General features: G+C 67.0%; 19 protein-coding genes. 11 read left to right on the top strand and 8 right to left on the bottom strand.

From position 1 onward, the window contains the following. The first annotated feature begins 34 nt into the window (after positions 1-34). On the top strand, positions 35-562 hold the full coding sequence (locus ACNFBT_RS05650) for an ATP-dependent zinc protease (protein ID WP_416747291.1): 528 nt from the start codon (positions 35-37) through the stop codon (positions 560-562). Here ACNFBT_RS05650 and mdtD read toward each other — a convergent pair whose 3' ends face one another. Further along, positions 563-1,999 carry a multidrug transporter subunit MdtD gene (gene mdtD / locus ACNFBT_RS05645; RefSeq protein ID WP_416747289.1) on the bottom strand — a complete coding sequence of 479 codons (1,437 nt, stop codon included), beginning with the start codon at positions 1,997-1,999 and terminating at the stop codon, positions 563-565. A 306-nt stretch (positions 2,000-2,305) separates the two neighbouring features. Between mdtD and ACNFBT_RS05640 the strand changes: the two genes are divergently transcribed. Further along, positions 2,306-2,839 carry a DUF2780 domain-containing protein gene (locus tag ACNFBT_RS05640; protein ID WP_416747287.1) on the top strand — a complete coding sequence of 178 codons (534 nt, stop codon included), beginning with the start codon at positions 2,306-2,308 and terminating at the stop codon, positions 2,837-2,839. A gap of 243 nt (positions 2,840-3,082) precedes the next feature. Next, positions 3,083-3,664 (top strand): DUF2780 domain-containing protein, encoded by a 582-nt coding sequence (locus ACNFBT_RS05635; protein ID WP_416747285.1) that lies wholly within the window; start codon positions 3,083-3,085, stop codon positions 3,662-3,664. 15 nt (positions 3,665-3,679) lie between these two features. Here the strand turns inward: ACNFBT_RS05635 and ACNFBT_RS05630 are convergent, their stop codons facing one another. Further along, positions 3,680-4,564: an acyltransferase gene (locus ACNFBT_RS05630; protein WP_416747283.1), complete on the bottom strand. Its 885-nt coding sequence runs from the start codon at positions 4,562-4,564 to the stop codon at positions 3,680-3,682. A gap of 167 nt (positions 4,565-4,731) precedes the next feature. Here ACNFBT_RS05630 and ACNFBT_RS05625 point away from each other — a divergent pair, with 167 nt between their 5' ends. From ACNFBT_RS05625 to ACNFBT_RS05605, 5 genes are all read left to right on the top strand, one after another. Continuing rightward, complete coding sequence (locus tag ACNFBT_RS05625; protein ID WP_416747281.1) at positions 4,732-5,259, top strand: ATP-dependent zinc protease; 528 nt, start codon at positions 4,732-4,734, stop codon at positions 5,257-5,259. A gap of 66 nt (positions 5,260-5,325) precedes the next feature. Next, positions 5,326-6,015 carry a two-component system response regulator CreB gene (gene creB / locus ACNFBT_RS05620; protein WP_416747279.1) on the top strand — a complete coding sequence of 230 codons (690 nt, stop codon included), beginning with the start codon at positions 5,326-5,328 and terminating at the stop codon, positions 6,013-6,015. Further along, on the top strand, positions 6,015-7,430 hold the full coding sequence (creC, locus tag ACNFBT_RS05615; RefSeq protein WP_416747277.1) for a two-component system sensor histidine kinase CreC: 1,416 nt from the start codon (positions 6,015-6,017) through the stop codon (positions 7,428-7,430). The genes creB and creC overlap by 1 nt, the downstream gene beginning before the upstream one ends. 322 nt (positions 7,431-7,752) lie before the next feature. After that, positions 7,753-9,198: a cell envelope integrity protein CreD gene (gene creD, locus ACNFBT_RS05610; RefSeq protein WP_416747275.1), complete on the top strand. Its 1,446-nt coding sequence runs from the start codon at positions 7,753-7,755 to the stop codon at positions 9,196-9,198. Between the two features lie 11 nt (positions 9,199-9,209). Next, the gene (locus tag ACNFBT_RS05605; RefSeq protein WP_416747273.1) at positions 9,210-9,509 is read left to right on the top strand and encodes a hypothetical protein; all 300 of its coding nucleotides are present in this window, start codon (positions 9,210-9,212) and stop codon (positions 9,507-9,509) included. A gap of 275 nt (positions 9,510-9,784) precedes the next feature. Here ACNFBT_RS05605 and ACNFBT_RS05600 read toward each other — a convergent pair whose 3' ends face one another. Together ACNFBT_RS05600 and ACNFBT_RS05595 are read right to left on the bottom strand one after the other, a co-directional pair. Further along, positions 9,785-10,408, bottom strand: a complete 624-nt coding sequence (locus ACNFBT_RS05600; protein ID WP_416747271.1) for a glutathione S-transferase family protein — start codon at positions 10,406-10,408, stop codon at positions 9,785-9,787. A gap of 16 nt (positions 10,409-10,424) precedes the next feature. Continuing rightward, positions 10,425-11,384, bottom strand: a complete 960-nt coding sequence (locus tag ACNFBT_RS05595) for a lyase (RefSeq protein ID WP_416747269.1) — start codon at positions 11,382-11,384, stop codon at positions 10,425-10,427. Positions 11,385-11,464: 80 nt separating this feature from the next. Between ACNFBT_RS05595 and ACNFBT_RS05590 the strand changes: the two genes are divergently transcribed. Then, positions 11,465-12,322: a protein phosphatase 2C domain-containing protein gene (locus ACNFBT_RS05590; protein ID WP_416747267.1), complete on the top strand. Its 858-nt coding sequence runs from the start codon at positions 11,465-11,467 to the stop codon at positions 12,320-12,322. Positions 12,323-12,598: 276 nt separating this feature from the next. Here the strand turns inward: ACNFBT_RS05590 and ACNFBT_RS05585 are convergent, their stop codons facing one another. The 3 genes from ACNFBT_RS05585 to ACNFBT_RS05575 all read right to left on the bottom strand — a co-directional run bounded on the left by ACNFBT_RS05585 (position 12,599) and on the right by ACNFBT_RS05575 (position 16,757). Further along, on the bottom strand, positions 12,599-14,995 hold the full coding sequence (locus ACNFBT_RS05585; RefSeq protein ID WP_416747265.1) for a TonB-dependent siderophore receptor: 2,397 nt from the start codon (positions 14,993-14,995) through the stop codon (positions 12,599-12,601). A 284-nt stretch (positions 14,996-15,279) separates the two neighbouring features. Continuing rightward, on the bottom strand, positions 15,280-16,242 hold the full coding sequence (locus ACNFBT_RS05580; protein ID WP_416747263.1) for a FecR domain-containing protein: 963 nt from the start codon (positions 16,240-16,242) through the stop codon (positions 15,280-15,282). Then, a complete protein-coding gene (locus ACNFBT_RS05575) occupies positions 16,239-16,757 on the bottom strand; it encodes an RNA polymerase sigma factor (protein WP_416747261.1) in 519 nt (172 codons plus the stop codon). The genes ACNFBT_RS05580 and ACNFBT_RS05575 overlap by 4 nt, the downstream gene beginning before the upstream one ends. A gap of 172 nt (positions 16,758-16,929) precedes the next feature. Between ACNFBT_RS05575 and ACNFBT_RS05570 the strand changes: the two genes are divergently transcribed. Continuing rightward, positions 16,930-17,682 carry a glutathione S-transferase family protein gene (locus tag ACNFBT_RS05570; protein WP_416747259.1) on the top strand — a complete coding sequence of 251 codons (753 nt, stop codon included), beginning with the start codon at positions 16,930-16,932 and terminating at the stop codon, positions 17,680-17,682. On the opposite strand, the gene ACNFBT_RS05565 is transcribed toward ACNFBT_RS05570, so the two are convergent. After that, positions 17,683-18,558: a LysR family transcriptional regulator gene (locus tag ACNFBT_RS05565; protein ID WP_416747257.1), complete on the bottom strand. Its 876-nt coding sequence runs from the start codon at positions 18,556-18,558 to the stop codon at positions 17,683-17,685. Between the two features lie 97 nt (positions 18,559-18,655). On the opposite strand from ACNFBT_RS05565, the gene pcaD reads away from it, so the two are divergent. After that, positions 18,656-19,453, top strand: a complete 798-nt coding sequence (pcaD, locus tag ACNFBT_RS05560) for a 3-oxoadipate enol-lactonase (RefSeq protein ID WP_416747256.1) — start codon at positions 18,656-18,658, stop codon at positions 19,451-19,453. Positions 19,454-19,477: the final 24 nt, after the last annotated feature.

The following is a 19,477-nucleotide window of genomic DNA, read 5'->3' as shown; positions in this document are numbered from 1 at the left end:
AATGCTGCCGTTGTCCCTTCCGGAGTTGTTATTCATGCCGTCGCCCGTCCTCCGCCTGCTGGCCCTTGGTCTGTTCACACTCACTGGCACCTGCGCCGTTGCCGCCGACGAGCCGGCTCAGCCTTCCCAGCCCAGCACCTGGGGGTGGGCCGAGACGATCAAGCTGATGCCCGAGGAGGCCGCGCTCAAGGCCCGGCTGGATACCGGCGCGCAGACGTCGACGATGGACGCGCGCAACATCACCCGGATCAAGAAGAACAACGAGCGTTGGGTGCAGTACGACGTGATGGTCACCGACCCCACCACCGGCAAGGAATTGCGCCTGCCCTTCGAGCGCAAGATCGAGCGCGTACTGAAGTTTCACTCGGCCAACGGCGTCGAGCGCAGCCCGGTGGTGCTGATGGACGTGTGCCTGGGCAACAAGGTCTACCGCGAGCAGTTCTCCCTGCGCGACCGGCAGGCCCAGGAGTTCCAGGTGCTGCTCGGCCGCCGCAGCCTGGAACACATGGGCTCGGTGGACTCCTCCAGGACCCAGACCCTGGCGCCCAGCTGCAAGCCCTGATCAGTGCTCGCTGACGTCGTTCTCCGGATCGACCCGGCGCGGCGTGGTGCGGCCGTCCTCGCTATTGAGCTGGAAGAAGATCGCCGCCGCCAGCATCGACAGCAGGCCGACGCTCAGGTAGGTCGCGTGGAAGGCTGAGAGCACGTCGCCCTGCGCACTTTCCAGATCGCCATTGAAGCCCCCCAGCAGCGCCGCCGCGCAGGCCACGCCCAAGCCGATGGACAACTGCATCACCACCGACAGCAGGCTGTTGCCGGCGCTGGCGTTGTCGTCGCGCAGGTCGATCAGGGTCAGGGTGTTCATCGCGGTGAACTGCAGCGAGTTGATCCCGCCTAGCACTGCCAGTTGCGCCAGCAGTAGCGCGTAGGACGTGTCCTGATCCACCAGCCCGAGGCTGGCGATCATCGCGCCCAGCAGCAGCGTGTTGCCCACCAGCAGCCTGCGGTAGCCGAAGAGTTCCAGCAGCGGTTTGGCCAGCGACTTGATCACCATCGCCGCCAGCGCCATCGGGATCATCGTCATGCCCGCCTTGGCCGGCGAGAAGCCCAGGCCGACCTGCAACAGCAGTGGTGTGAGGAAGGGCAGGGAACCGCTGCCCAGGCGCGCGAACAGGTTGCCCAGCACGCCCACGGCGAAGGTCCGGGTCTGGAACAGCGCCGGCGGGAACAGCGGCGCCTCGATCTTCAGTGCGCGCAGCCAGTAGGCCGCCAGCAGAACCAGGCCGCCCACCAGCAGCAGGACCACGCGAACGTGGGGCATGTGCAGTTCGCCCAGGCCTTCCAGGGCGATGGTGATCAGCACCATGGCGCCGCCGAACAGCAGGAATCCGATCGAGTCGAAGCGGGTTGCGCGCACTCCGCGCAGGTCCGGCATCAGGCGCAGGGCAACGATGAAGCCGACCAGGCCCACCGGCAGGTTGATCAGGAAGATCCAGTGCCAGCTGGCGTATTCCACCAGCCAGCCGCCCATGGTCGGGCCGGCCAGCGGGCCGAGCAGGCCGGGGATGGTGACGAAGCTGAGAATCCGCACCAGCTCGCTGCGCGGGTAGACCCGCAGTATCACCAGGCGCCCCACCGGCATCATCAGCGCCCCGCCGATACCCTGCACCACGCGGGCGCCGACCAGGATGCCGAGGGTCGGCGACAGCGCGCAAAGCAGTGAACCGAGGCTGAACAGGAAGATCGCGAAGAGGAATACCCGGCGCGTGCCGAAACGATCGGATATCCACCCGGAGGACGGGATCAGCAGCGCCACCGTGAGCAGGTAGGCGATCACCACGCCCTGCATGCGCAGCGGGTCCTCGTTGAGCGAGCGGGCCATGCTCGGCAGCGCGGTGTTGAGGATGGTGCCGTCCAGGGCCTGCATGAAGAAGGCGATGGCCACCAGCCACGGCAGCAGGCGCGCGACGCGGGGCGTCAGGGTGAAGGGTTCGCTCATGATCGATCCGTCGGCCAGGGATGGCTCTAGCTTAGGGAATGTTCGGCATCGACGGGGAAAATCGAATGTGGTGCAGTGCTTTGCCCGCCCGCTGTGATGCTTCGCGCAGGCTCCCCGGCCACCCTTTGGCGGGACTCCCGGCGTGCATTGGAAATGCCTGTGCTAGACCTTTATCGGTCATCTTTTTCCGCCGTTGTGATGGACTGCCGGGTTTTACCTCAGGCGCCGGACATGGCGGAACGATGTCACTGCCGACCGGTCGATATGGCGTCCGGTCGCTTGCCGGAATTCCCAGAGGAGACAGCGATGTCCGTCAAACCCAGTGCCACCCTCGCCCTTGCCGCCCTGCTGGCGACATCTTCCGCATTCGCCTTCAACCTCGGCGACGCCGCCAAGGCAGTGTCCGGCGCCACCGGTGGCGGCACCGCGCAGGTCGCCACCACGCCGCAGGCCAGCGGCCTGCTCAGTGCCCTGACCGGCCAGCTCGGGGTCAACGAAGAACAGGCCGTGGGCGGTACCGGTGCACTGCTGGGCCTGGCGAAGAACAAGCTCAGCGGCGGCGACTACTCGCAGCTGCTCAAGGCCGTTCCTGGTCTCGACAAGCTGTCCGGCGCCAACGCGCTGAGCGGCCTGGGTGGCCAGCTTGGCAACAGCGCGTCCAGCGGTCTGCTGGGCAATGTCGGCAGCCTGGGTGATGTGAACAAGGCGTTCGGCGCGCTGGGCATGGACCAGAGCATGACCGGCAAGTTCGCCGGTGTGCTGCTGGACTACTTCGGCAAGCAGGGCGTGAACAGCCAGCTGTTGAGCAGCCTGAGTGGGCTCTGGGGCGCAGGCGCCTGAGAGCCGGCTCACGACCTGCTGCGCGTCGGCATAACTGCGTTAAAAACAGGCGAGGACTGCTCATTTACAACACGTAAACTCCGCGTCCTCGCCTGTTTTTGCCTTGTTCTGCTCTAGCTCGCGAGGTCGTGAGCAGGCTCTGAGTCACTGGCCGTCGGACGGCGCGGAACCGCCGGCGGCCCGCTTTGTCATATCGACGACCCGGTCCCTGTTCGGGGCCTGGCATCCTCTCCGGAGCCGTCGATGTTCGCCAAATCCGCCGTTGTCCTGGCCGCCGCCTGGCTGGCCGTATCCCCCGTGTTCGCCGCCACCTTCACCGAGACCGCCGACCCGGCGCCTGCGGCTGAAGCGTCCGCGCAGACGGCCAACGCCCTGTTGACCAACCTGACCCATCAACTGGGCGTCAGCGAACAGCAGGCCATCGGTGGCACCGGCGCCTTGCTGGGATTGGCGCTCAATACCCTGAAGGAAAACGACAGCACCCAGTTGCAGAAAGCCATGCCGAATATGCAGCAACTTGCCGGCAGCGGTTCCATGGGCGATCTGGGCGGTATGCTGGGTGGCCTGGGCGGAGCCGCGGCGCTGCTCGGCGGGATCAACAACCTGCAGGACGTCGACCAGATCTTCGGCGTGCTGGGCATGGACCAGTCGATGATCGGCCGCTTCGCCGGGGTGATCCTCGACTACTTCACCGAGCAAGGGCTGAGCAGCACGTTGCTCGGCACGCTCGGCGGCCTCTGGGGGACTCCGATCTCGCCGAGCTCTCCAATCTCTCCGGCCTCGCCGGTGCGACCGGCTACACCGGTTGCCGGGCGCGGGGTATAACCCGTCGCCCTGGGTTCAGAACTCCCGGCGCAGCACCTCGATACGCGCGTCCTTCTCATCCCACAGGCGTGATACCCAGGCCTGCACGTACTGGCGGAACTCCGGATCATTCTCGTAATCGCCCTGCCACAGCGCAGGGTCGATCTCGCGCGCCTGGATATCCACGATCACCCGTGGCACCCGCCCGCACAGCAGGTCCCAGAAGCCCGGGCGCGGGCCTTTCGGGTAGACCAGGGTGACGTCCAGCAGGGTGTCCAGCTGCTCGCCGAGGGCCGCCAGCACGAAGGCCACGCCGCCAGCCTTGGGGCGCAGCAGATGCTGGTAGGGCGACTGCTGCTGGGCCTGCTTGGCCGGAGTGAAGCGGGTGCCTTCGAGGTAGTTCACCACGGTTACCGGCATGCGTTTGAACTTCTCGCAGGCGGCCCTGGTGATCTCCAGGTCCTTGCCCTTGAGTTCCGGGTGCTTCTCCAGGAAGGCTTTGCTGTAGCGCTTCATGAAGGGGTAGTCGAGCGCCCAGAAGGCCAGGCCGAGGAAGGGCACCCAGATCAGTTCCTTTTTCAGGAAGAACTTGAAGTAGGGCGTCTTGCGGTTGAACGCCTGCACCAGCGCCGGGATATCGACCCAGGACTGGTGGTTGCTGATCACGAGATACGAGGTGTCGCCGCGCAGGTTGTCGCCGCCGCGAATGTCCCAACGGGTCGGGGTCATCAGGGCGAAGATGGCCTTGTCGATTTCCGCCCAGGTCTCGGCGACCCACATCACCCCGCGTGAGCAGGCGTCCTTGGCCGTCTGACCGGGGAGGACCAGCTTGAGCAGGGCGATCAGCAGCATCGGGCCGATCAGGATCAGGGTGTTGAGCAGCAACAGGAGGCTGGCGATAACGCCGGTCAATGCCTGCATGGCCCGTGCTCGCGTTGAGAGTGCCCGCATGGAGATCCGATTCCTTGTGCGACGGTGGCGCGGCCATGATACGCAGACAATTCCCGCGGCCCAAGCGGGGAGGGTGTGGCGAACCAAGGGCCGTCGTGCTAGTCCTATGCGCACATGCCCCACCCCGGAGATTCTGCGTGAAACGCGCCCTCGTCCTGCTTTCCCTGCTCGCATTGCCCAGCCTGGTGCTGGCCGCCCAACCCAAGCTCTACGGCCGCTACGAATGGGTCAGCCTGCCCGAGCTCAACCAGACGCTGCAGGCAAAGATGGACACCGGCGCGTACACCTCGTCGCTGTCGGCCAAGGACATCCAGATGTTCCAGCGCGACGGCGAGGAGTGGGTGCGCTTCAAGCTGGCCACCAAGGATGGCGGCGACTCGGTGTACGAGCACAAGCTGCTGCGCATCTCCAAGATCAAGAACCGCGCCGAAGGCGCCGCCGAGGACGAAGAGGACGACAGCAACCCCGGCCTGAGCCAGCGCCCGGTGATCGAGCTGCCGGTGTGCCTGGGCGGCGACCAGCGCACCATCGAGGTCAACCTCACCGACCGCAGCCACTTCAACTACCCCTTCCTGATGGGCACCAAGGGCCTGCGCAAATTCCACGTCGCGGTCGATCCCGGCGAGCGCTTCACCGCCGGCAAACCGAACTGCTCCGGCGGCTGAGGCCCCGATTGACGCGGTGCCGGGCTTGCGGCACCGTGCCGGCAGTTTCCACGGAGCCGGAACCTTATGCCGCACATCCTCATCGTCGAAGATGAAGCCGCCATCGCCGATACGCTGCTCTACGCGCTGCAGGCCGAGGGCTTCGAGACCACCTGGCTGAACCTGGCCGGCGCGGCGCTGGAGCGGCTGCAGCGCGAGGCCTTCGACCTGGTCATCCTCGACGTTGGCCTGCCCGACATCAGCGGCTTCGAAGCCTGCAAGCGGTTGCGGCGCTTCTCCGAGGTGCCGGTGATCTTCCTCACCGCCCGCGACGCCGAGATCGACCGGGTGGTGGGGCTGGAGATCGGCGCCGACGACTATGTGGTCAAACCGTTCAGCCCGCGCGAAGTCGCCGCGCGGGTGAAGGCCATTCTCAAGCGCACCGCGCCGCGCGAGGCGCCCGCCATCGCCGCTGGCGATAACGGTCCGTTCGAGGTGGACGAGGAGCGGGTGCTGATCCGCTACTACGGCCATGCGCTGGCGCTGACCCGCCATGAATTCCGCCTGCTGCAGACCCTGCTGGCGCGCCCGGAGCGGGTGTTCAGCCGCGAGCAGTTGCTCGACGCGCTCGGCGTGGCCGCCGACGCCGGCTACGAGCGCAACGTCGACAGCCACATCAAGAGCCTGCGCGCCAAGCTGCGCCAGGTCGCCGCCACCGCCGAGCCTATCCAGACCCATCGCGGCCTGGGCTACAGCTACGCGCCGGACAAGAGCTGATGCGCCTGTCGCTGCGGATCTTCCTGGTCTACTTCCTGTTCGTCGGGCTGACCGGCTGGTTCGTCCTGCGCACGGTGATGGACGAGATCCGCCCCGGCGTGCGCCAGTCCAGCGAAGAGACCCTGGTGGATACCGCCAACCTGCTGGCCGAGGTGCTCCAGGCCGACGTGAAGAACGGCACCCTCGACCAGAGCCGGCTGCCCGAGATGCTCCGCGCCTATGGCGCACGCAGCCCGCAGGCGGACATCTGGGGAGTGAACAAGACGGCGGTGAACCACCGCATCTACGTCACCGATGCGCGCGGCATCGTCCTGCTGGATTCCCTCGGCCAGGCCGTCGGCCAGGACTACTCGCGCTGGAACGACGTCTACCTGACCCTGCGCGGGCAGTACGGGGCTCGCTCCAGCCGCGAATCGGCGGACGATCCGGAGTCCTCGGTGATGTACGTCGCCGCGCCGATCCGCGATGGCGAGAAGATCATCGGCGTGGTCTCGGTCTCCAAGCCCAACCGCACCCTGCAACCCTACATCGACCGCTCGCAGCGCCGCCTCGCCTGGCTCGGCGCCGGCCTGATCGTCCTCGGCCTGCTGGTCGGCGCGCTGCTGTCCTGGTGGCTCAGCCGCTCGCTGGAGCGCCTGACCCGCTACGCCCAGGCGGTCAGCGAAGGACAGCGCGCGGAGCTGCCGCACTACCGGGGCGGCGAGATGGCGCAATTGGCCGACGCGGTGGAGCGCATGCGTGTGCAGCTGGAAGGCAAGGCCTACGTCGAGCGCTACGTGCACACCCTGACCCATGAGTTGAAGAGCCCGCTGGCGGCGATCCGTGGCGCGGCGGAGTTGCTCGAAGGCGAGATGTCGGCCGAGCAGCGGGCGCGCTTCGTCGGCAACATCGCCGGGGAAAGCGAGCGCTTGCAGCAGTTGATCGAGCGCCTGCTGAACCTGGCCCAGGTAGAACAGCGCCAGGGCCTGGAAGAACGGGTGCCGGTGGCCCTGCACGAGCTGGCCGATGACTTGATCGCCGAGCGCCTCGCGCGGGTTCAGGCTGTGCAGCTGGCGAACGATATTCCGCCTGAGGCGAGTGTGCTGGGCGAGCGTTTCCTGTTGCGCCAGGCGCTGGGCAACCTGCTGGACAATGCGCTGGATTTCACCCCGCCGGGCGGCGCCATCCGTTTCGACGCGCAGCCGGAAGGTGACGGCTGGCGCGTCAAGCTGTTCAACCAGGGCGAGGCGATTCCCGACTTCGCCCTGCCGCGCCTGACCGAGCGTTTCTACTCCTTGCCGCGTCCCTCCAGCGGGCGCAAGAGCACCGGGCTCGGGCTCAACTTCGTGGCCGAGGTGGCGGCGCTGCATGGCGGTGAGCTGAGCGTCGAAAACGCCGAGGGCGGGGTGCGGGCGAGTCTGTCGATCCCCACGTAGGGCGTATAACGCTCCGCGTTATACGCCGATTCACCACGGTGCCAGGGTGCTCCGAAGCTGATCCTGGAGCCGATGACGAGGCGAGGTGTAACGGCGTACAACCGCGAACGGTTGTACGCCCTACGCTGCAGGCTCAACGCCCTTGTAGGAGCGGACTCTGTCCGCGATAGACCTGGTGCTGGGCCAATCGCGGACGGAGTCCGCTCCTACGGGAGCTCCGAAGCTTCCACACAAATCCCACACAGTCTCCACATTCGCTCCCCGGCAACACCACGCCGGCCCCTCAGGCTCTCCCCATCGCCACCCACGGAGAGCCCTCCCCATGAATCGCCAACTCGGCATCAAGCTCGGCGCCATTGCCTTGCTGATCGTCCTCCTGCTGATCCCCCTGCTGATGATCGACGGCCTGGTCGACGAGCGTCAGAACTATCGCGACGAGGTCCTGCAGGACATCGCCCGCAGCGCCAGCTACAGCCAGCAACTCACCGGGCCGCTGGTGATCGTGCCCTACACCCGTATCGTCCGGGTCTGGCGCATCGACAAGGCCAGCCAGCAGCGCGTGCTGCAGGAGCGCGAGGAGCGTGGTCGCCTGTTCTTCCTGCCGGAGACCTTCCTGCTCGACGGGCAGATGCGCACCGAAGTGCGCCATCGCGGCATCTACGAGGCGCGCCTGTACCACGCCGACAGCAAGATCAGCGGCGGCTTCGTGCTGCCGGCCAACTACGGCATCGGCAGTGACCTGGACAGCTATCGCTTCGACGCCCCCCTGCTGGCGGTGGGCATCAGCGATGTGCGCGGCATCGAGAATGCGCCGAAACTGAAGGTCGAAGGCGAACTGCGCGACTTCCAGCCCGGCACCCAGAGCCAGTTCCTCGGCAATGGCGTGCATGCCGTCCTGCCGTTCAAGGTCAGCGACCGCGAGCAACGTTTCGACTATGCCTTCGAGCTGTCGCTGCTGGGCAGTAGTCGCCTGGACATCACCCCGGTGGGCCGCGACAGCCAGGTCAACCTGGTTTCCGACTGGCCGCACCCGAGCTTCGGCGGCGAGTTCCTGCCCACCGAGCGCAGCACCAGCGACCAGGGCTTCAGTGCGCGCTGGCGCACCAGCTTCTTTGCCACCAACCTGGAGGACCAGCTCAAAGCCTGCACGTCGCCAGCCCAGGCCGATGCCGCCCGTGCGGTGACGGCCGACGACCCGGACCTGGCACGCGCCGCGCCGGCGGTGTGCAGCGAGTTCGGCCAGCACCGCTTCGGCGTGGCACTGGTGGACCCGGTGGACCAGTACCTGAAGACCGACCGAGCGGTGAAGTACGCGCTGCTGTTCATCGTCCTCACCTTCGCCGGCTTCTTCCTCTTCGAGGTACTCAAACGCCTGTCGGTGCACCCCATCCAGTACGCCCTGGTGGGCATGGCGCTGGCGCTGTTCTACCTGCTGTTGCTGTCGCTGTCCGAGCACCTGGGCTTCGAGCTGGCCTACCTGATTTCCGCCGGCGCCTGCGTCGGCCTGATCGGTTTCTACCTCTGCCACGTGCTGCACAGCCTGTGGCGCGGCGCGGGCTTCAGTGCCGGGCTCGCCGGGCTCTACGGGATGCTCTATGCGCTGCTCAGTGCCGAGGACTACGCCTTGCTGATGGGCTCGCTGCTGCTGTTCGGCGTGCTCGGTGGCGTGATGGTGCTGACCCGGCGGCTGGACTGGTACGGCATCGGCAAGCCGGTGCGCGGCGATGATCTGGAGTTTTCCCTGGACGAGGTGCGCGTGCAGCGCTGAGGAGAATCGAGATGCCGAACCTGATGCGTTTTTCCCTGTGCCTGTTCGCTGGCCTGCTGATCAGCGGACTGTGCCTGCCGCTGTTGATGTTGATGGGTCGCTTCGACTGGATCGCCCTGCTGATGGCCAGCGGCAAGCCGCTGGCTCACCTGGCCGTGCTGTTGCCGGGCGGGCTGTGGGAGCAGCTCACCGGGGTGGAGGATGCGGCGCACAATCCCCATGTGCGCTCCTTCCTGGAGATGTGCATGGGCGTTGCGCAGATAGGCTTGCTGCTGGCGCTGCCGATCTACCGACTGGGGAAGAAGTCATGAGTGCCTGGCGTGGGCTGCGCGAGGAACGCGATGTCGGAGGACGGCTGGCACGACGGATTGCCGGGTTGTTCTGGGAGGTGAAGGGTGCGCGAGTGGTGCGGGATGAGCGGTTTCAGCGGCGGGTGGTGCGTCGAACCGGCGTTGCTCGTGACTTTGGGCACTGGGCCTTGCCCCTCACCCCAACCCTCTCCCAGAGGGAGAGGGGGCTGGGCGGTGCCGGATGGCGGGTCTGGAGTTCGCCGGCTCGCTCCTCCGGTGGCATTGCGTAATGGGCATCAGGCCGGAACGGTGGCCTGCAGCGACGGCCGCTGGCTGACCTCGGCGAACCACTTGGCCAACTGCGGGAACTCGGCGCGCCAGTCCCAGTGCGGCTGGCGGAAGTCCAGGTAGCCCAGGGCGCAGGCCACGCCGATGGCGGCGACGTCGAAGTGCTCGGCCAGTTCGGCGTGGGCCGGGCCGTCGAAGTAGGCGAGGGTGCGGACGATCTTCAGCTGCTGGTTGTCGAGCCAGGTGTCCCAGTGCTTTTCCGGCGGACGCATGGCGGTCTCGTAGCGGATCAGCACGGCGGCATCCAGCACCGCGTCGGCCAGCGAGGCCAAGGTCAGGCGCCGCCAGCGGGCCGGGCCTTCGCGGGGGATCAGCGGCTCGCCGCTGTGCTGCTGGTCGAGGTATTCGAAGATCACCCGGCTGTCGTGCAGGTCCTGGCCGTCGGCCAGGCGCAGCGCGGGAATCTTGCCGGCGGGGTTGTCCCGCAGCACGCCGGCGTCCGGCGCGATGGGGGTGTGTACGGCGGCGTAGAGTTCGACCTGGTCGAGCTGGCCGGTCTCGTGCAGCAGGACCATGACCTTGCGCACGAAGGGCGAGGCAGCGGCGTGGAACAGGATGGGACGGACGCTCATGGGTTCTCCTCGGCGTTCATTCGTGGATGACCACCAGGCGGTCGGTGCCGGATTCGGCGCCCCAGACTTCGCCCGGGCGGCCCAGCAACTGGCGCACGTTGGCGTGCTCGCGGTCGCTCGGATAGGTGGTGAATCGTTCGCTCTGCGGGTCGAAGCGGAGGATGGCGTTGCTGGCGAAGTCGCTCAGCCACACCTGGTCCATGGCGTCGACATAGAGGGCATAGGGCTGCGGATGATCGCCCGGCAGCTTCCAGGTTTTCCACTGGTTGTTGTCCGGATCGAAGCGCGCCAGCTGGCCGTCGCTCCACTGGCTGATCCACAGTCGCCCGACCGAGTCGGACCACAGCCGGCGCGGGCCGCTGTTGGCGTTGGGCGTGTCGATGCGGGTGACCTTGTCGCCGACCGGGTCGATGTGGCCGATGTAGTCGCCGGCCAGCGAGGCGTACCAGAGTTCGCCGTCGGGCGTCACGGCGATGCCATACGGCCCTTTGCCCTTGGGCGCCGACCAGACCTTGAGTTCGCGGGTCGTAGGGTCGAGGCGACCGTAGAATCCGTTCTGGCCGGTGAACCACAGAATGCCATCGTCATCGAATACACCGGTATTGAGGTTGGCCTTGGCCGCCTCCTTTGGCAGCGGTATGACTTCCACGCCCAGGCGTTCGCTGTCGACGCGGACAATGGCGTTGAGCCCGCCGTCGGTGATCCAGGCATCGCCATCGGGGCCGGCGACCACTCCGTGGGGCGCGGAGTTCTTGCCCAGGTCGACCTGCTCGGTGGCGCCGGTCTGCGGGTCGAGCCGGCCGAGCGCGTGGGCATGCTGCGCGGTGTACCAGACCTTGCCGTCCGCGGTGGGTGCGACGTCGTGCGGGCCGGAGCCCTTGGGCAGGTCGAAGTACTTCACGCTGGCGGCGTCGGCGCCGCCAGCCAGCAATAGGCCGGCGAGTAGCAGGGGCAGGGCGCGCTGGGTGGTGGACATGGGGCTCTCCTTGGCGGGTCCGGATTTGGCTGAGACTGTACGCCGAGCGTAGCGTTCGGCGATATGGAGGAGTGACGCGCGTGAAAACGATACAACTACTGGGGGCGGCGTGCCGCCAGGGTTCGCCGGTCAATGACGATGCCATCGGTTACACCGCGAACGCCGCCTGGGTGCTCGACGGCGCCACCAGCCTGGGGCCGGGGCTGGTGGATGCGCAAAGCGATGCGCGCTGGCTGGCGCAGTGCGCCAATGGTCACCTGCAGCGCCTGCTGGAGGACCAGCCGGGGTTGCCCACCGAGGCGTTGCTGCGGGCCTTGCAGCAGGGCATCGCCGAGGACTTCCAGCGTGGCGCGGGTGTCGCTGCCACTCCGGATCTGGACCTGCCCACGGCCTGTCTGAGCCTGCTGCGGGTGCTGGATGACGGCGCGCTGGAATTGCTCAACCTGTGCGACAGCCGCATCCACCTGGCCTGGGACGATGGCCGCGTGGAGAGCTTCGGCGATACGCCGCTGGAGGAGCTGGACCGGCAATCGGTAGAGCGCCTGCTGGCGCTGCGCGAGAGGCATCCGGACTGGAGTCACTCCCAGCTGTTCCAGGCCAGCCGCGAGTGGGTACGGCGCAACCGGGCACTGGCCAACACGGCGCAGGGCTACTGGGTGCTCGACCCGACCGATCGCTGGCTGGCGCAGGTGCAGCGGCGGGTGCTCGATCCCGCGCAGCTGAAGGCGTTCATGCTGGTGACCGATGGCTTCGACCGTCTGCTGGAGTTTCGCCGCTACGATCTGGAGGCTCTGTTCGCGGTGCTGCCCGAGCGCGGAGTGGAGGCGCTGATCGATGAGCTGCGCGCGCTGGAGTCCGCCGATGGCCAGGCGCTGGAACATCCGCGCCTGAAGATCCATGACGATGCCAGCGTGGTCTGGGGGGAAGTGCGCCGCTGAGTGTTGCCCGGTAGCACGGCGGGATGGAAATTGCGTAGGAGCAACTATCTTCTGGGCTCCCGCGTTCGCGGGAGTGACGGAGTTGTGCACGCACTCCGCCTCCGTCATCCCCGCGAACGCGGGGACCCAGAAAGCAATGTAGATGCACGGCATTGATGGGTTTCGCTTCGCTCTACGCCATCCTACAAGAGCCAGGGTTCCGCGCCCCGGCTTCTCCCTGAAGAGAAAGGGCGAACCGCGCGCCGGATTTATCCGGCAATCGAGTCCGCCCGCTCATCACCACTTGTAGGTCAGGCTCGCCACGACCTTGCGCTGGTCGCCGTAGTAGCAGTAGTAGCCGTCGCAGGTGGAGAGGTAGTCCTTGTTGAACAGGTTGGTGGCGTTGACCTGTACCGAGGCGCCATCGAGGCCGCTGGAGAGTTTGCCCAGGTCGTAGTGCACCGCGGCGTCGTACAGGGTGTAGGAACCCGTGTAGCCGTCGTAGGTGTTGGCCTGGTCGCCGTAGGTGTCGCCGACGTAGCGCACGCCATAGCCGACGCCGAAGCCGTCGAGGGTGCCGGCGTGCCAGGTGTAGTCGGCCCACAGCGCGGCCTGGTTGCGCGGCACCCGCTGCAGGCGGTTGCCGGCATAGATGCCTTTCTTCACCTCGGTGTCGGTGTAGCTGTAGCTGCCGATCAGCTTGAGGTTTTCGCTCAGGTTGGAGTTGGCTTCCAGCTCAAGGCCGGTGACCTTCACTTCGCCGGTCTGGCTGGTGACGGCGACGCCGCCGACGTTTTCGGTCACGCTCACGTTCTTCTGCCGCAGGTCGTAGACGGCGGCGGTCAGCAGGGTGTCGCTGCCCAGCGGCTGGTACTTCACGCCCAGTTCCCACTGCTTGCCTTCGGTGGGCTTGAACGACTCGGTGGCGGAAACGTCGGCGCCGCTGGCCGGCTGGAAGGACTCGGCATAGGACAGGTACGGCGCCACGCCATTGTCGAAGAGGTAGCTCAACGCGGCGTTGCCGCTGAACTTGCTGTCCGACTCGGTGCTGGTCGCGTCGCCCTTGTTGTGGAATTTGGTGCCGGTGTGTACCCAGTCCTGGCGGCCGCCAAGGGTCAGGCGCCAGTTGTCGAGGGCGATCTGGTCCTGCACGTAGGCGCCGGTCTGGAAGGTCTTCTGGTTGTAGTCGTAGTACGCATCGGAGCGCGGCGGACGGACGATGGGCTGGCCGTAGATCGGGTTGTTCACGTTGGTGGGCGGAACGTTGTAGCCGTAGATCGCCAGGTAGTTGGTGTTGTTGCGGTTGTGGTCCAGGCCCAGCAGCACGGTGTGCGCGAGCTCACCGGTCTGGAAGTCGGCCTGGAAGTTGTTGTCCACCACGAACTGGGTGACGTCCTCGTCCACCGAGGTGCTGACGCGGTTGAGGGTGCCGTCGTCGCTGACGGTTTCCAGGTAGCCGCCCGGGGTCAGGGCGTCGAACGACAGGTCGTTCTTCATGTAGCGCAGGTTCTGGCGGAACTGCCAGACGTCGTTCAGGCGGTGCTCGAAGCTGTAACCCAGCCAGTAGGTGGTGCGGTCGTAGTTCTCCCAGTCCGGGTCGCCCAGGTTCTTGTGGTGCGAGATGTCGCCGAAGGGCGCGTCGTACTTGGTGCCCTTGAGCGGCAGGAACTGGGTGGTGATGCCGGTATCGTCGCGGGTGAACTGGCTGAGGAAGGTCAGCTTGGTATCGTCGTCCGCGTTCCAGGTCAGGCTCGGCGCGAGGTTGTAGCGCTTGTCCGGGATGTGGTCGATCGGCGTGTTGCTGTCGCGTGCCACGCCGCTGACGCGGTAGAGCAGGCGGCCCTGGTCATCCAGCGGGCCGGTGCTGTCGAAGTTGATCTGCTTGTGGTTGTAGTTGCCACCCTGCAGCTGGACGGTGTTGGACTGCTCGGCCTGCGGGCGCAGGCTGCTCATGTCCAGCAGGCCGCCGGGCGGGGTCTGGCCGTAGACCGAGGAGGCCGGGCCGCGCAGCATGGCGACGCGTTCCAGGTCCCAGGTTTCCAGCTTCGGGTTGGCATAGATGCCGGTGGCCATCGGCAGGCCGTCGAGGAACTGGGTCGGCTGGAAGCCGCGCACGAGCAGCCAGTCGGAACGGGTATCGCTGCCGAAGCTGCTGGCGACGGTGCCGGGCATGTAGCGCACGGCGTCGTCGATGTTCTGCACCGCGCGGTCCTGCATCTGCTCGCGGGTCGTCACGGAGATCGACTTGGCGGTTTCCAGGATCGGCGTATCGGTCTTGGTGCCGATGCGCGAGCGGGTGGCGACGTAGCCGACTGCCGGGCCGTCCGGGTCTTCCTGGGCGGCGCTGATGGTGGTGGCGGACATCGACAGGGTGTCGTCCGGCGCCGGGCGCAGGCTGTAGCTGCCCGTGCCGCTTTCCACCAGCTCCAATCCGGTGCCTTGCAGCGCCTGACGCAGCGCGCCGACGGTGTCGAAGCGACCTCGCACCGCATGGGCGTTGCGGCCCTGGGCCAGCGCCGGGTCCAGGCTCAGGCTCAGGCCGCCCTCGGCGGCGATGCGGTTGAGGGTGCTGGACAGCGGGCCGGCGGGCAGTTGGTAGTCGCGTTGGGCATCGGCGGCGAAAACCGGGGTGCCCAGCAGGATGGCGGTGGCCAGCAGGCAGGGGCGGAGCGAAAGGTCGAACGGGCGGCGCATGGACAACGACTCCTGAATGAAAACGTTCTCGATGCCTCCTTGCCGAGCGAGAAATGGAAAGTGATAGGGCTGGGTGAAATTTTTTCGTGGGATGTTCCGGGTGGCTTTTCGTAGGGCGGATAACGTTCGACGTTATCCGCCGTTTGACCAGCGCGGCAGACCGCACCGTGGTACGTCAGCGAGGCTCGGCGTCAGGGAACTTCGGGCTTGGCTTTGATGCTGCTGAAGGGCACGGTGTATCGGCGTACAACCGCGAACGGTTGTACGCCCTACGGAAGCACTCCTCAGCGTCGTGGTGCCACGCGCGACCACCAGGGACCATGCTTCTCGATCCGCACCGGGAGGCTCGGCTCCAGCGAGCTCAGGGCCAGGCCGATGTCGTGCAGTGGGAAGCTGCCGGTGATCCGCAGGTCGGCCACCGCCGGGTCGATGCCCAGGTAGCCCGGACTTTCCCGCGACAGGCGCTCGACCAGGTCGGCCAGGCGCACGTTGTCCACCACCAGCATGCCGTGGGTCCAGGCGTCGGCGGTGGCGCTGTTGGCCTCCACCGGGCCGAGGCCGTCGGGCCGTACGCGCACGTGCTGGCCCTGGGCGATGACCTTTTCTTCCGCCAGTTGTCCGGGGCGCGCGGCAACCGCCGATTGCAGGACGCTGAGCAGGGTGCCGTCGCCGCCGTCGCGCTCCACCAGGAAGCGGGTGCCAAGGGCGCGCAGGCGGCCGTCGCGGGTCTCGACGATGAAGGGGCGGCTGTCGCCGTGGGCGGTTTCCACCAGGATCTCGCCGCTGAGCAGGACGATGCGCCGCTGCTCGGCGTCGAAGTGCACGTCGACGGCGGTGCGGCTGCCCAGTTGCAGCAGGGTATTGTCGGACAGGCGCAGCTCGCGCTGCTGGCCGGTGCCGGTGAGCAGGTCGGAGAAGGCGTATTGCACGGGCAGGTAGCGATTGCCCACGCCGAGCGCCAACGCGCCGACCAGCAGCAGCGACAGGCCGGTGCCCGCCAGTCGGCGGACCTTCTGCCGGGCCTCCCGCGGCGAGCGCAGCAGGGCGTTGCGCGCAACCAGGGGCGCGGCGCCTGCAAGGCTACGGTCGAGCATGCCCAGTTGGCTCCAGGCCCGCGCGTGCTCACTGTGTTCGGCATGCCAGCGGCTGAAGGCCGCCTCGTCATCGGGGCGGGTCTCGCCGGAGCCCAGGCGCAACTGCCAGCTGATGGCCTCGTCGAGCACGCGCAGGGAAACCGGACCCTTCACGTCGGCGTTCCGTACAGCGCGATGTAGCACTGGCGCAGGCCCTGGGCGATGTACTGGCGCACGCGCGGTAGGGAGACGCCGAGTTGTTCGGCGATCTCGGCGTGGCCCAGGCCATCCAGGCGGTTGAGCAGGAAGGCGCTGCGCGCACGGGTGGACAGGCTGCCCAGCAGGCGGTCGATCTCGCGCAGGTCGGCAAGGATCAGGCAGTGATCTTCCGCCGAAGGCTGCACGGCCTCGGGCAGGTGGTGCAGCTCTTCCAGGTAGGCCTGTTCCAGCGCCACGCGGCGCCAGTGGTCCACCAGCAGGCCCTTGGCGATGGTCACCAGGAAGGCGCGGGGTTCGCGCAGGGACGGCAGCTCGCGGCGGCCGAGCACGCGGACGAAGGTGTCTTGGCTCAGGTCTTCGGCACGCTGCACGCAGCCCAGGCTGCGGTTGAGCCAGGCGGTCAGCCAGTCGCGATGATCGCGGTACAGCACACCCACGCGTTCGCCATTGACAATCTGGACGGCCGACACCCCTTGCTCCCCATGCCCCAAGTCGGGAATTAATTTAGTAACGAGAACTATTCGCAAATGATCGCAGGTTGCCGCCAGCGCTGCAATCACGCTCGTCGGCTTTTATCGGCCAATCGCTGGAAGATCGACGGCGTTCTACAATCGATCGACTTCAAACCACCGGATAACCGATATGCGCGAACCCTTGCTGATCATTGGCTCCTACCTCTCGCCCTACGTGCGCAAGGCGCTGGTCATGCTCGAACTCAAGGGCGTGGACTACCGCGTCGATTCCGTCGTGCCCTTCTACGGCAACGACGAGTTCGAGCGCCTGAGCCCGCTGCGCCAGGTGCCGGTGCTGGTGGACGGCGATCTGGTGCTCAACGATTCCTCGGTGATCTGCCAGTACCTGGAGGAGCGTTATCCACAGCCCGCGCTCTACCCGGCGGACATCGCCCAGCGTGCCCGCGCGCGCTGGATCGAGGAGTTTGCCGACGCCCGCATGGGCCAGGTGGTGATCTGGCAGTTGTTCGACCAGTTGGTGATCGGCCGTGGCGTGTGGGGCCGCGAGCCGGATGCGGCGATGCTGGAGAAGACCTACCAGCAGGACCTGCCGGCGGTGTTCGACTACCTGGAGGCGCAGTTGCCGGCCAGCGGCTGGCTGTTCGGCGAGCTGTCCATCGCCGACATCAGCGTCGCCTGCTTCATGCGCAACGCACAGTTCGCCCGTTATGAACTGGACGCCCAGCGCTGGCCGAAACTAGCGGCGATGCTCGATGCGGCCTTTGCGCTGCCGGCGTTCCAGAAGCTGAACCAGTTCGAGCGCGCAATCGCCCGCACGCCGATCCTGCAGCAGCGCGAGGCGCTGTTGGCCGCCGGTGCGCCGGTCAGTGCTATCAGCCACATGCGCGAGCAGCCGGTGCGTGGGCCGATGAGCCGCAGCTGATCAGGCTTGCTGCAGGAAGCGCCAGAGCCGCTGCGCCACCGGCCCGTGGGAGCGGTCGCGGCGGCGCGCGGCGACCAGCTCCTCGCGGCGGCCGGGCAACTGCGTACCGCTGAGGTTGCGCAGGCGCCCAGCGGCCAGCTCTTCCGCTATCAGGTGTCGCGGCAGGTGACCCCAGGCCAGGCCGTGCAGCACCAGTTCCTTCTTCATCGCCTGGTCCGGCACCGTGCATTGCGGCGCGCCATCGAGGGTGAAGTAGTCCACCGGCGGCGAGTGCCGGGCGCTGTCGCGCATGACGCACTGGGTAAGCGTGCGCAGGTGCTCGGGTGTGACGCTTTCCATCCCCGGGAGCAGCATCGGCGCGATCACCGGGACGAAAGCGACGTTGCCCAGGTCTATCCATTCCAGACGCGGGTCGGCCTTGTCCACGCGGTGCAGGATCAGGTCGGCGTCGTCATCCAGTAGCCGCTCCAGCGGGCCGCTGACGCTCTCGAAATACAGTTGCAGGCGCGTCTGCGGTTCTTCGGCGAAGAAGCGCGCGAGCTTTTCCAGCAGTGTCGGGCGTGGACAGAAGTCGCCGAGCACCACGCGCAGTTCGCTTTCCTCGCCGGCCGCCAGGTGGGCGGCGTGGTCGCGCAGTTGGCCCAGCTCGCGGAGCAGGCCCTGGGCGTGGCGGTGGAAGGACGCTCCGGCGGCGGTCAGGCCGACGCGATAGCCGCTGCGGTCCAGCAGCTCGAAGCCCAATTGGCGCTCCAGCCGGGCAACAGCGGCGAAGATCGCCGGGTGCGAGCGGTGCAATCGTTGCGCCGCCGCCTGGAAGCCGCCGGACTCGACGACTGCATCGAAACATTGCAGGTCGTGCAGGGTGAAATCGTGCATGTCAGCTTTCCTGACAAAGTTGTTCAGATCTTTGTAATTTCTTCGGAATCCCCCCGCAACTACCTTCGTCTCCACATTCACTCGAGGAGACGCTCCCATGAGCTCGCTGCACTACCTGACTACCCGCGACAACGCCCGCATCGCCTACCGCCTGGACGGCGCCGCCGAGTTGCCGCTGCTGGTGCTGTCCAACTCCATTGGCACCGACCTGCACATGTGGGATGGGCAGATCGCCGCATTGACCGAGCACTTCCGCGTGCTGCGCTACGACGCACGCGGCCACGGTGCTTCCAGCGTGCCGCCGGGACCTTATGCGCTGGCGCGGTTGGGCGAGGACGTGATCGAGTTGCTGGATGCGGTCGGCGTGCGGCGGGCGCATTTCCTTGGCCTCTCGCTCGGCGGAATCGTCGGCCAGTGGCTGGCCGTGCATGCGCCGCAGCGCATCGAGCGGCTGGTGCTGGCGAACACCTCGGCCTGGCTGGGGCCGCAAGAGCAGTGGGATGCACGCATCGCCGAGGTGCTGGAAGCCGAGGACCTGCAAGGCACCGCTGCGACCTTCCTGGCCAACTGGTTCCCGGCGGCCTGGCTGGAGCAGCGCCGGCCGGAAGTGGAGCCCTTCCGCGCCACGCTGCTGGCGACCAACCGTCACGGGCTGGCCGGCTCCTTTGGCGCCGTGCAGGGCGCCGATCTGCGCGCCGCCCTGAGGACGGTTCGCCTGCCCACGCTGGTGATCGCCGGGCAGTTCGACACCGTCACTGCCGCCAGCCACAGCGAGCTGATCGCCGAAGCGATCCCTGCTGCGCGCCTGCTGACACTGCCGGCGGTGCACCTGTCGAACATCGAGTTTCCCCGCGAGTTCGAGGGTGCGGTGCTGGATTTCCTGCTGGCGCCCTGAATGAAAAAGGCCGCCCTCGGGCGG

The organism is Pseudomonas sp. NY15181 (genome assembly GCF_048068055.1).
Taxonomy (GTDB): Bacteria; Pseudomonadota; Gammaproteobacteria; order Pseudomonadales; family Pseudomonadaceae; genus Pseudomonas.
This window is presented reverse-complemented; position numbering and strand designations above follow the sequence as displayed.